Source organism: Phormidium pseudopriestleyi FRX01, assembly GCF_017313335.1.
Classification (GTDB): Bacteria; Cyanobacteriota; Cyanobacteriia; order Cyanobacteriales; family Laspinemataceae; genus Laspinema; species Laspinema pseudopriestleyi.
On sequence record NZ_JAFLQW010000130.1, the window covers coordinates 1 to 11,599 of the forward strand.

General features: G+C 50.2%; 11 protein-coding genes. 9 read left to right on the forward strand and 2 right to left on the reverse strand.

The genetic code is table 11. The features are described 5' to 3' along the window. On the reverse strand, positions 1-933 hold a 933-nt coding region (locus tag J0895_RS04960), incomplete at its 3' end, for a gamma-glutamyltransferase (RefSeq protein ID WP_207087012.1). Between the two features lie 132 nt (positions 934-1,065). Here J0895_RS04960 and J0895_RS04965 point away from each other — a divergent pair. From J0895_RS04965 to J0895_RS04980, 4 genes are all read left to right on the forward strand, one after another. After that, complete coding sequence (locus J0895_RS04965) at positions 1,066-1,401, forward strand: hypothetical protein (RefSeq protein WP_207087013.1); 336 nt, start codon at positions 1,066-1,068, stop codon at positions 1,399-1,401. Between the two features lie 114 nt (positions 1,402-1,515). Beyond that, positions 1,516-1,860 (forward strand): YtxH domain-containing protein, encoded by a 345-nt coding sequence (locus J0895_RS04970; protein ID WP_207087014.1) that lies wholly within the window; start codon positions 1,516-1,518, stop codon positions 1,858-1,860. A 68-nt stretch (positions 1,861-1,928) separates the two neighbouring features. Beyond that, the gene (locus J0895_RS04975) at positions 1,929-2,441 is read left to right on the forward strand and encodes a DUF948 domain-containing protein (RefSeq protein WP_207087015.1); all 513 of its coding nucleotides are present in this window, start codon (positions 1,929-1,931) and stop codon (positions 2,439-2,441) included. A gap of 250 nt (positions 2,442-2,691) precedes the next feature. Continuing rightward, positions 2,692-4,581 (forward strand): hypothetical protein, encoded by a 1,890-nt coding sequence (locus J0895_RS04980; RefSeq protein ID WP_207087016.1) that lies wholly within the window; start codon positions 2,692-2,694, stop codon positions 4,579-4,581. A 542-nt stretch (positions 4,582-5,123) separates the two neighbouring features. On the opposite strand, the gene J0895_RS04985 is transcribed toward J0895_RS04980, so the two are convergent. Then, positions 5,124-5,357 (reverse strand): hypothetical protein, encoded by a 234-nt coding sequence (locus J0895_RS04985; protein WP_207087017.1) that lies wholly within the window; start codon positions 5,355-5,357, stop codon positions 5,124-5,126. 221 nt (positions 5,358-5,578) lie between these two features. Between J0895_RS04985 and rimP the strand changes: the two genes are divergently transcribed. From rimP to infB, 5 genes are all read left to right on the forward strand, one after another. Continuing rightward, complete coding sequence (rimP, locus tag J0895_RS04990) at positions 5,579-6,043, forward strand: ribosome maturation factor RimP (RefSeq protein WP_207087018.1); 465 nt, start codon at positions 5,579-5,581, stop codon at positions 6,041-6,043. Positions 6,044-6,160: 117 nt separating this feature from the next. Next, on the forward strand, positions 6,161-7,414 hold the full coding sequence (nusA, locus tag J0895_RS04995; RefSeq protein WP_207087019.1) for a transcription termination factor NusA: 1,254 nt from the start codon (positions 6,161-6,163) through the stop codon (positions 7,412-7,414). Positions 7,415-7,627: 213 nt separating this feature from the next. Then, positions 7,628-7,915: a YlxR family protein gene (locus tag J0895_RS05000; protein ID WP_207087020.1), complete on the forward strand. Its 288-nt coding sequence runs from the start codon at positions 7,628-7,630 to the stop codon at positions 7,913-7,915. 42 nt (positions 7,916-7,957) lie between these two features. Next, positions 7,958-8,257 (forward strand): hypothetical protein, encoded by a 300-nt coding sequence (locus tag J0895_RS05005; RefSeq protein ID WP_207087021.1) that lies wholly within the window; start codon positions 7,958-7,960, stop codon positions 8,255-8,257. Between the two features lie 64 nt (positions 8,258-8,321). Next, positions 8,322-11,486, forward strand: a complete 3,165-nt coding sequence (infB, locus tag J0895_RS05010; RefSeq protein WP_207087022.1) for a translation initiation factor IF-2 — start codon at positions 8,322-8,324, stop codon at positions 11,484-11,486. Positions 11,487-11,599: the final 113 nt, after the last annotated feature.

Below are 11,599 nucleotides of genomic sequence, written 5' to 3' on the forward strand. Positions count from 1 at the left end.
AAAATCGGGGATATAGAGATTTTCATCATAGCCCTTGCTACGAGCTAGATTGGTTAAGCGCATAACATTGGCTAAATGCTGTAAATGGCGACAACTCCCAAAGCGTAACCCTTGGAAATCGACTGATTCTAATAACTTTAACGCAAACGCAATCAGCACCCCCCCAGAACTTGGGGGAGGATTGGTCAGAAATGTTTCATCGCGATATTGAGTGACTAACGGTTCTCGTTCTATTACCTGATACTCGGTTAAATCTTCCCGAGTTAAGTAACCGCCATTTTCTTGACAATCTTTAACGAGTTGTTCGGCGATCGCCCCTTGATAAAACTCCTCAATTCCCGCTTCCGCTAAATACCCTAAAGTCGCCGCCAAATCTTTCAGGTAAAGTTTATCCCCTGCTGCTAATCCGGTTCCCTGGGGAGCATAAATCTGCTTTCCAGCGGGGGATGCCGTTAAAATGGGATTGAGAATTTTTAATAAATAGGCTTGAAAAGAATTGAGGACAACACCCTCATTGGCATAATGAATCGCCGGTTCAACCACAACCTTAAAGGGTAACCGTCCTAACTTTTGGTGAACCGCTAAGACCCCGGCCAGGTTACCCGGCACTCCCATCGAAGCCAAGCCGATATGGAACTCCTGCACCGCGCCGCCAAAATCAACAGGAACGGGATAGAAATCTAATTCTTGAGCGTTGCGTTTAGAACGAGGAGTTTGGACAAAAAAATCAAACAGGAGATTGCGATCGCCGGTATGGGCGAGGAGAAAACCACCACCACCAGCCGAAGTCAGGCCAGGTTCAGCCACGAAAGATGCTAACATAGCGGCAACCGCGCCATCAAAAGCGTTGCCACCCAATCGCAACATTTCAATTCCAGCTTCGGCGGTACAGGGGTGACCGGCGGCAATCATTCCTGGCGTAAATTGGCTCATTGAAACAGTTAAATTGCGATCGCAATGATGAGAGGTTAGACCCTAGCAATCATAGCAAAAATATTGATAAACTCAGGAAGTTAGTCAGATGATCTTCAATTCAACTCGGACTCGGCTTGGAGACGCAAAAAGATGCTAATCGCAGTCATTATCATTAACGTTATCTTATCGGGAGTATTCTTCTTCGTTGCCTGGAGACTGTGGAAACTCAAACAGACGATGAACCAGGTTACCCAATCGATCCTGAATGCCGATCGCGTCACATACGATGTCCTCCATGCCACCCCAACTGCCTTAGCCCAAGGAGAACTCGGGACTCGCAACCTCAGAATCCGATATCAGCAAGTCGAGTTACAACTCTTGCGGTTGCGACAGATCGTGCAACTGCTGAGTTTAGGACAAACCGCCTGGATGCGTCAGTCCATCCTCAAGCGCCGAACCCGAAAGCCAAAGCTATCCAGGAGATGATAAACATACCTCACTCGATAGAAATAACAGCAAACAGACCCGCAAGTTGAGACAAGGGCTGACTATTCCGGCAAAAGCCACCTAGAATGTCAATAAGGTTAGAAACTAACTAAAATGGGCAAGAATCGTTCAGTAATTTTTATGGGCGGAATGCTTTTCGGAGCAGCGATCGGGACCCTCAGCGGTTTGCTGGTGGCCCCCCAAACGTCACGCCAGACTCGGCGCATCTTGAAAAAATCGGCCCAAGCGCTGCCAGAAATTGCAGAAGATGTCTCCAGCAGTGTCCAGATCCAAGCCGATCGCCTGTCTGCATCTGCCTTGAAAAATTGGGATGAAACCCTCGATCGACTGCGAGATGCGATCGCCGCCGGGATGGAAGCCACCCAACAAGAGCGGGAAATCCTCACTACTAAACCTGAAGTCGAGGTATCCTCCGAGGCGGGCGATCGTCAGCCGTAATGTTGACCCGAACAAGCCTCATTCCTGATTCTGCCCACCCCTGAATCCTTCCTTGTAGAACCCGACTTGTGACAGACCCTTTGTTTTGGCTTGGACTTTCGTTTTTACTCGTTGCTGTCAGCCTGATTCTCGTGCTGCTGGCGGCACTTCCGGCATTGCAGGCGATCGCCCGCGCCGCGCGTAGTGTGGAGAAATTAGCGGATACCCTCTCTCGGGAATTTCCCCCGACCCTGGAAGCGATTCGACTCACCGGCATGGAAATCAGTGACCTCACCGATGATGTCACCGAAGGAGTTCAAAGTGCCAGCAACATGGTTAAAGAAGTCGATCGCAGTATCGGCAGCGCCAAACAGCAAGCCAAAAAAGTCCAAATTACCACCCGCAGCGTGTTTACCGGCATGAAAACCGCCTGGAAAACCTTTACCCGGACCTCGGAACGACCCAGCAGTTCCCATCGCCGTTCCGTCGATCGCTTACCCCCCTCCCAACGCAAACCCTTAGAATTCAACCAGCGATCGGCCCCCCAACCCTATTCCATTTCTGAAGATCCAGACGAACCCACCGACGACTACTCAGATTAAAAATTAACAATTCACTTGTTTATTAACAAACCTAGAAATATTGAAGGTTTGTCACCCTTGCCGGGTTCTGTGTCAAGGCCCTCACCTCCGGCCCCTCTCCCCCGGGTGGTCCTTGCCAGAACCCGCAGATTTCATTTACCCTATTCCGGCTAAGGATTAAGTTTTAACACCCCGGCCAATAGTTTGTCTGCTTTAAAACCGACTTCAAAAATTCTTTCAAAACCATCCCATCCCACCTGCAATTGCAATCATGCCCTCCAAAAAACGTGATCGTGAAAACCTCCCCCCTTGGCTCAGTTTAGTAGAAAAATTAGTCGCCATTATCGCATTACTTAACTTAGTCCTCGTCCTATTTGACCTCAGCTACGTTCCCGGGCGAGACTTCTACATCCGGGGCGATTTATTCGGAGAAAGATTTAGAACAACCAAACGAGAAAAATATTTAGCCAAAGTTGATCGACTGCAAACCCTCTTACAGCAAAATGGATTAGACGACCCCCAGGTTGAACCCTTATTAGCCGAATTAAGGCAACAGAGCATTGACCTCGTGGATGAAAAGCGATTTCGAGTGACTGACCGTTATGGAGCCTTAGAAGAAATTAAAACTCGCATAGAAACCGCAATGGGGGCGGAAAATGCCGAGCAAGCCTTCTTAGCCTTTTGGAATCGTGAATACTTAAATGCCGTCGGATGGCGGCAAGCAATGGATTTTTTTAATCGGGATATCCGATTTTTAATGACCTTTTATGAACCCCAACTATTTTATGATCCCGTTAAAGGAATTGAACCCTATCGGGACACCCAAAACTATCTACAACTCGTTGATAGTCTGACCGTCGAATTACAGCGGGATGGCTTGCAATCGGACCGAATAGAACCCTTCCTTGGGCAATTGCGAGAACTCAGCACAGCGATGATTAACCAAAATTTCTTTGAACGCGCTCAGAAGAATGGGACGTTAGAAGAGATTAAAAATAATATGCGCCGACATATTTATTCGCGAACAGAACCTCGTCCCCAAGGTCCGCGATTGATTATGGATGTCATCGAACTGTTAGCACCAGAAGTCCTTTGGGCGGACAAATCCTCTAGTGGTGCTTTCCGAATTTTCTGGAGTGAAGAGAACTTCCAGGCCAACGGATGGGAAAAAGAAATAGCCTTTTTTAATGAAGAAATTCGCTTGAACATGCAGTCGAATTATTTTAGGCATTATGGGATAGCGAATGAATATATGGATCGGTTTTGGCTGATTGATATATTTTTTATGGCTATTTTCTTCGTGGACTTGGTATTTAGAATCTGGCTAATCGTGCGGCGTCATCCCAACATGACTTTAGACGGGGCTATTTTATGGCGATGGTATGATTTGATTTTGCTCATCCCCTTTTGGCGATGGTTGCGGGTGATTCCCGTAGTGATTCGCCTCAATGAAGCCAATCTCATGAACATTGAGTGGGTGCAGAAGCAAGCCCGCTTGGGATTTGTGGCTAACTTTGCGAAAGAACTGACGGAAGTGGTAGTGGTTCAAACCATTAATCAGATGAAAGGGAGTGTAGAAAGTGGACAAATCAGCCGGAGTTTATTAGAACCAGCTGAGAAAGAGTATATCGATATTAATGAGATTAACGAAGTTCAAGCGATTTCTAATCGATTGTTAGAAATTACCGTTTGTCGAGTTCTGCCGGAAGTGCAGCCGGATTTACAGGCGCTGCTGTCTCATCAGATGGAAAGTACGATGAAATCTTCGGAGTTATATCGGCGGATTCAGCAGTTACCAGGGTTTGGGGATTTATCGCATCAAATGGCGGAACAGTTAGTCAAACGGGTATCCAGACTGGTGACAGAGGGGCCAGAAAATGCCTATGAGGCGATCGTTCATGCACCCCCGGACCCAGTTGGGGAAAAATTGACCCAGCAACTGGTGGAACATTTTGGCAGTGCTTTGCGAAAAGAATTGCAAAGAGAAGATACGATCGGGGAATTTGAGTATTTGATTTCGTCCTTACTGGAAGAAATTAAGATTAACTACGTTCAACAAATGGAACAATCGGACCCCGAGGACCTGTTTGATGAAACGGAAGCCCTTCGCAAACGGGCGACTAGCAATATCAAGGTGCCTGGAAAGGAGAACAGGGGTTAGGGTCTCTTACAATAGTAGGTTTTTCACGCATAAGAACACGAACGGTCCCCTCCTCGTGGCAAGGTCCGGGGACCGTTCGTGAGGCAAATCCCCCTGAACGTAAAAAACCTACTGTTGTAAGGGGTAGGGGAGTGGCGAGGGTCTGCGGGGGGTCCTAGGACGCGGGTCCCGTAGGGGTTAGAAACCTGGGTTTTTCAGAACATGGATGCAGCTAAAGCACCCAAGAAAAGGCTAAAAACTAAGTTTCTCGTCCTGGTGGATCTAAAACTGTACCGATCTGCTAATAACAAATGACAAATGACCCATAACAAATGACCGTTGAGACCACATCGGTCAATCCCTGGGAAGATCGTGTAAAATGGAACGACAAAGGCATTCAACCACTCGATAGTTGAGAATAGGGGGCGGAATGGCCTGACTATCGGAAAGCGTCTACTTCCCCGAGGGTGCGTTAAGTGCAGTCTTCAGAGGGGGATGGCGATCGCCCCTAACTCAACCGGCAAACTGGCTCCTAAAAGACTGGCATCTCCAAAAGAGTAACCTTAAAATTGGAGTGGGGCATCTGGGAAATCGTGCCGGTTTAGTGCGAACAGGAGGGAAAACGGTTCCACCTGGGCCGCAAGAAACGGATCAAGCTGGAAGGTCCCCGAACGGTTGAACTCGACTGAAGCAGTCCCTAGGGCATTGGAATATGCACTGGGGGAAGCCAAATCAGCCGCGATCGCCGAGGCTAAACTGACAGAGGTTCCGATCTGAACCCTGTTTGTCCCTTGCATACCAGCGGTTCGATCACCCCCTTTTTCCCCGGAAAGCCACCCCAAAGGCTTGCGGTGAGAGCGTGCAAGTAGATTAATCCGGTCTGAGCAACTACAAGCGATCGACCCTAAAAATCCCTGCCGCCAAAGGGAAGAGAACGCCGTTCATTCCCAAACTTCTGTGAAAAGTTATTTCGCTTTGAAGTGGGTCAACCCCCACTTTTTTTGTTCAAATCTGTCTCATGACTCATCCCCTGATCCCACAAATTATCGAAATCGCTACCCCCGTCGCCGAGTCTCTCGGCTTAGAAGTGGTGGCAGCGGTCTTTCATACCAACCTGAATCCGCCCGTACTGCGAGTGGACATCCGCAACTACAGCACAGACACCAGTTTGGATGACTGCGAACGCATGAGCAAGGCGTTGGAAAGCAGCTTAGACGAACGGGAGTTAATCCCGGATACCTACGTTTTAGAAATTTCCAGTCCTGGAATCTCGCGGCAGCTTACCACAGACCGAGAATTTATCTCATTCAAAGGGTTTCCCGCAGTCGTGGAAACCCTGGAACCCTATCAGGGGCATACAGAGTGGAAAGGTAGACTCGTGAAGCGGGACGAAACTGCCGTTTATCTCAACCGTAAAGGTCGAGTAACAGCAATTCCGCGACCCCTCATCAATAAAGTGCAACTCGTAGATCGAGAAGAATAACCAAGGACGGGTTCGCATCAGCGAAAGCAGGCAGACCCCGAAGAGATCGTTAGAAGATCGTTTGGAATCCTCGTCCTGTTATCTCTAACTCTAAATAGAACAACGGAGGCAAGTATTATGGCAATGGTCAGCCTCCCCGGACTCCGGGAGATGATTGACAGTATCTCTCAAGAGCGGAATTTACCGAAGCAAGCCGTGCAAGCGGCACTGAGGGAAGCGCTTTTGAAAGGATACGAGCGCTACAGGCGCACGATTAGTATGGAAAAGATCCATTTCGACGAACATTTTTTTGATAATTTTGAAATCGAACTGGATATTGCAGAAGAAGGCTTTCGGGTCCTCTCCACCAAAACCATTGTGGAATTGGTCAGTAGTGGGGACCACGAGATTTCCCTAAAAGAGGTTCAGGAAGTCGCCGATGAAGCTCAATTAGGGGACACGGTGGTTTTGGACGTGACCCCAGACCAAAGAGAATTTGGTCGGATGGCCGCGATTCAGACCAAGCAGGTGCTCCAGCAAAAGCTGCGGGACCAACAGCGTAAGATTGTGCAGGAAGAGTTTGAGGACTTAGAAAGCACGGTGTTGCAAGGGCGAGTCCTGCGATTTGATCGGCAGTCGGTGATTCTGGCAGTGAATAGTGGGTTTGGACAACCGGAAGTTGAGGCGGAACTGCCTAAACGGGAACAGTTACCGAACGATAATTATCGCGCCAACACCACTATCAAGGTGTACTTGAAGAAAGTGCGGGAAGGTCCCAGCCGAGGTCCTCAGTTGTTGGTTTCTCGGGCGGATGCCGGGTTGGTGGTTTATCTGTTTGCCAACGAAGTGCCGGAAATTGAGGATGAGGTGGTGCGGATTGTCGCCGTAGCGCGGGAAGCCAATCCCCCCTCCCGTCATGTCGGTCCCCGGACGAAAATAGCCGTGGATACTCTAGAGCGGGATGTGGACCCGGTGGGAGCCTGTATTGGGGCTCGGGGATCGCGGATTCAAGTGGTGGTGAACGAATTACGCGGGGAAAAAATCGACGTGATTCGCTGGTCACCGGATCCAGCGACTTATATTGCTAATGCTCTGAGTCCAGCTAAAGTGGATGAGGTGCGGTTAGTCAATCCCGAAGCGAGACAGGCTCATGTCTTGGTTCCCGACGATCAGCTCAGTTTGGCGATCGGGAAAGAAGGCCAAAATGTTAGGCTGGCAGCACGCTTGACGGGGTGGAAAATCGACATCAAGGATACGGCGAAGTACGACTACGATTCTTCTTACGATTCTTCTAGGGTTCAATCTTCCTACGAGGAAGAGGAGGACTTTGAGGAGGGAGTAGATGAGTTGGAGGAAACTTCAACCGCTAGTTCAGTTCAAAGAACGGCTTGAGGTTGAGGGAAAATCGCCCATTGCTCTTTTAAGTCTGGGGGAAGCCTTCGGGATAACTAGAAGGCGTCCAGGGGAGCTGTGGGAGGGAGAACTCCCAAGAGAGGTTGGAGTAAAGCATTGGCGAAAGACGCGATCGGGGGAGTTGACCCCTGAAGCGTCTCTTGCAAATCCGATTCAATTCGTCGTTCGGACAAACCGAAGCGCCGTTATCTTATGAAACCCAACTACCGACGTTGTATTAGTTGCCGTAAAGTTGCACCGAAAGAAGCCTTCTGGCGTATCGTCAAACTCTACCCATCGGATCAGGTACAATTAGATACGGGTATGGGGCGTTCGGCTTACCTTTGTCCAGAAGCCTCTTGCCTGAAAACGGCTCAAAAGAAAAATAGACTGGGGCGATCGCTTAAAGCGGCGGTTCCTCCAGAACTGTATTCCACCCTAGGGCAACGGTTACCGCTGATCGCTCAATCCGATCACCCGCCAGCCACCCCAACCCAATAACAACCCCAACTAAATTAGACCTCCCGGAGTTATCCCTCTCCTTTGAACCCCAAAAAACAACCAAACCATATAGAGCCTAACATCCACAGTTCTATAGAAATTCGTGCAAGACTAGAACAGAAGACGCGGTTTCGCCTAAACCGGCGAAGCGCCGTGCCTGATGTGGGAGACGAGCGTGCGGCTCTCTCGATATGCGGTTGTCCGTTGGTATCCCAGCCGGTCAACAATAACGCCCAAAAAGCCGATGCCATCAACGGGTTCTGTCGGTCTCCCGGCGGCGATCGCACTAAAAGACCGGTTCGACCCTCTTCGATTCAAATATTAAGCTGGGGAAAAACCTGAACACTCAGGGTTAAAAATCCCAGGATCCACAATCGAAGGGCGGGATCCGCCGTTCGGAGGTTTTATGAACAACGGAAAAGTGAGAATATACGAGTTATCACGGGAATTGAATTTGGAAAACAGAGACATTTTGGCAGTTTGCGAACAACTGAACATTCCAGTTAAAAGCCACAGTAGTACCATCTCAGAAGATGAGGCCCATCGCATCGAAAAATTCGTCATGAATCATCCCGAAAAAGCGAATGGAGCCGCCAAAACTAAAGAAAAACAAGCGGCCTCAGAACTGGGAAACCCCTCAAACGCTAAGAAAAAACAGGAAATTTTGGAAATCCGAAAACAACCCTACCGCAATAATAATAATCAAGTTGGGGGACAAACTCTATTAGAAGACAGTGCCTTCCCCAATGCCCAAAGCTCATCCGATGCCAATCAAAATAAGCAGATGATGTTGAATCGACCTGCGCGTAATAACGACAGTGATCCCAGTTTACCCGACTCCCAAAATCTAGAAGAGGAATTCTCCGCTCAGGACGAGGCCAATACCACGGATCTCGCCCCAGAGCGCAACCCTGAGCGGGTCTCGGAACCAGAAGGGGACCACATAGACGGAAATAATCCGCTCTCTGAGGAAGACTTGCAAGAACTGCAAGCTCCCCCCGTCCGCCCCGTCCGCTCCTCTGATCGGAAAATTGAGTCCGGTAAAATGGACCGACCTGTACTCAAACCCCTGTCCAAGAAAGACGAGAGTCCCTCCCCAGGGGCCGCGAAAACTCCTAGCCCCAGTAGCCCCGGAATGCCTCGCGCAGCCAAGCCCGGTGCGCCTACTCGTCCCGCTCCCTCTGCGCCCTCTGCGCCGACCCCATCAGTCAGCAAGGAAGGCGATTCCCGTCGAGAAAGTCCCCAGGCTGGGATTGCACCCAAGCCTAAACCCGCGACGGAACTCGTCCGGCCCCGGCGCTCTGGGGAAGGGGATACAGCGATTGCTAAAGCCAAGGATTTACGCGATCGCTCTTCGTCGGATGAAGACGTCTCCAACACCGAGTCGGAATCCTTCTCTGAAGACGATAACGAAACCCCTCGTCCTCAACTGAAAACTCCCCCTCGTCCTCCCAAGCGTGTGAAAAAACGCAAGGACGAAGAAGACGAGATGCAAGACTTAGATGAAAAATCCGGTAAGGGCGTTACCAAATCTAAGCGGCGACTCAAGCCTCTGGCCGATGAAGATGATGATGATGATGACAACGATTTAGAGACGGATGAATCGTCAGATACCGCTCTGAGCCTGTCGATCGCCCGTCCCCCTAAACCCAAAACGGCCCCGGCTCCCCGGACTGGTGCGATCATCCCCGCCCGTCAAACCAAAAAACCCAATACCAATCGCGACTCTTCCGGCAGTAGTAAATCTCGGGGCCGTCGTCAGGAAAAAGTTGAGAAAAAAGAACGTCCAGACCATATTGTCATCACTCAAGCGATGACGGTGCGAGAACTGGCGAATGCTTTGGCTGTTCCTGAAACCGATATCGTCAAAACCCTCTTCTTCAAAGGGATTGCCGTTAACATTACTCAAACTTTAGATATTCCCTCGGCCAAAATGGTCGCGGAAGAACTAGAGGTCACCGTCGAGATCGCTGTCGCCGAATCCGAAGCGAAAAAGGTCAGCGAGATGATCGATATCAGCGACCTGGAAAGCCTCCAGATTCGTCCGCCAGTGGTAACGATTATGGGCCATGTGGACCACGGGAAAACCACCCTCCTCGACTCCATCCGGAAAACGAAGGTGGCTCAAGGAGAAGCCGGTGGGATTACCCAACATATCGGGGCCTATCATGTGGATGTGGAACATAAAGGCAAGATGCACCAAGTCGTCTTCCTGGATACTCCGGGTCACGAAGCCTTTACCGCCATGCGTGCTCGCGGTACCCGGGTGACGGATATTGCCGTTCTGGTGGTCGCTGCCGATGATGGGGTCCAACCTCAAACAATTGAGGCCATCAGCCATGCGAAAGCGGCTGAAGTGCCAATTGTGGTCGCCATCAACAAAATTGACAAGATGGGCTCTGACTTAAACCGCGTTAAGCAGGAACTGATGAATTACGGTCTGGTCCCCGAAGAATTCGGCGGCGAGACGATTATGGTTCCCGTGAGTGCGATTCAAGGGCAGAACTTGGATACTCTGCTAGAGATGATTATCTTGGTGGCAGAAATCGAAGAAATCTCGGCTAACCCCAATCGCGCAGCGAAAGGGACCGTGATTGAGGCCCATTTGGATAAAGCTCGCGGTCCGGTGGCTACCCTGCTGGTGCAAAATGGCACCCTGCATATTGGGGATATTTTGGTCGCTGGCTCCACAATGGGTAAAGTCCGGGCAATGGTGGGCGATCGCGGCGATCGCGTGGAAGTCGCCACCCCATCCTTTGCTGTCGAAGTCTTGGGCTTAAACGAGGTCCCCTCTGCCGGGGATGAGTTCGATGTCTTCTCGAATGAAAAAGACGCTCGCGCTGTCGCCGACGATCGCGCCGATGTCAATCGCGAAACTCGTCTCAATCAAGCCCTCAACTCTCGTCGGGTCACCCTCAACAGCCTCAGCGCTCGTGCTCAAGAAGGTCAGTTGAAAGAACTCAACCTGATTTTGAAAGCCGACGTTCAAGGCTCCATCGAAGCCATCATTGGCTCCTTAAAACAACTCCCGCAAAATGAGGTTCAAGTCCGCGTCCTCTTAGCGGCTCCTGGAGAAGTCTCCGAAACCGATGTTGACCTCGCTGCCGCTTCTGATGCGGTGATTGTTGGGTTTAACACCACCTTCGCCAGTGGCGCACGTCAGGCAGCTGACCGCGCTGGGGTTGATGTTCGCGAGTACAACATCATCTATAACCTGCTCGATGATATCCAAGCTGCAATGGAAGGTCTGCTGGATCCTGAATTGATTGAGGAACCCCTCGGTCAAGCAGAAGTCCGGGTTGTCTTCCAAATCGGTCGCGGTGCTGTCGCAGGCTGTTATGTGCTCTCCGGTAAAATGATCCGCAACTGTAAGGTGCGGGTTCATCGGAAGGCAGATGTCATCTATGAAGGTGTTCTCGACTCTCTCAAACGGGTCAAGGATGATGCCAAGGAAGTCAATAGTGGCTTTGAATGCGGTATGGGTATTGATAAGTTCAGTACCTGGGTCGAAGGAGACACCATCGAAGCCTATCGGATGGTCACCAAGCGCCGCACTCTTACTCCAGTTTAACGGTGGGCAGAAAGTGTCACCGCTTAAGGGTGAAGGGTAAAGGAGATGGCAACGGTCAGTTGTCATTTGTCGGTTGTCAGTTGTCAGTTGTCAGTTGTCAGTTGTCAGTTGTC

Coding starts and splice junctions, on each gene's coding strand:
- rimP (WP_207087018.1), top strand. CDS start 5,579: ATGACTCATCCCCTGATCCCACAAATTATCGAAATCGCTACCCCCGTC.
- nusA (WP_207087019.1), top strand. CDS start 6,161: ATGGCAATGGTCAGCCTCCCCGGACTCCGGGAGATGATTGACAGTATC.
- J0895_RS04965 (WP_207087013.1), top strand. CDS start 1,066: ATGCTAATCGCAGTCATTATCATTAACGTTATCTTATCGGGAGTATTC.
- infB (WP_207087022.1), top strand. CDS start 8,322: ATGAACAACGGAAAAGTGAGAATATACGAGTTATCACGGGAATTGAAT.
- J0895_RS05000 (WP_207087020.1), top strand. CDS start 7,628: ATGAAACCCAACTACCGACGTTGTATTAGTTGCCGTAAAGTTGCACCG.
- J0895_RS04980 (WP_207087016.1), top strand. CDS start 2,692: ATGCCCTCCAAAAAACGTGATCGTGAAAACCTCCCCCCTTGGCTCAGT.
- J0895_RS04970 (WP_207087014.1), top strand. CDS start 1,516: ATGGGCAAGAATCGTTCAGTAATTTTTATGGGCGGAATGCTTTTCGGA.
- J0895_RS04985 (WP_207087017.1), bottom strand. CDS start 5,357: ATGCAAGGGACAAACAGGGTTCAGATCGGAACCTCTGTCAGTTTAGCC.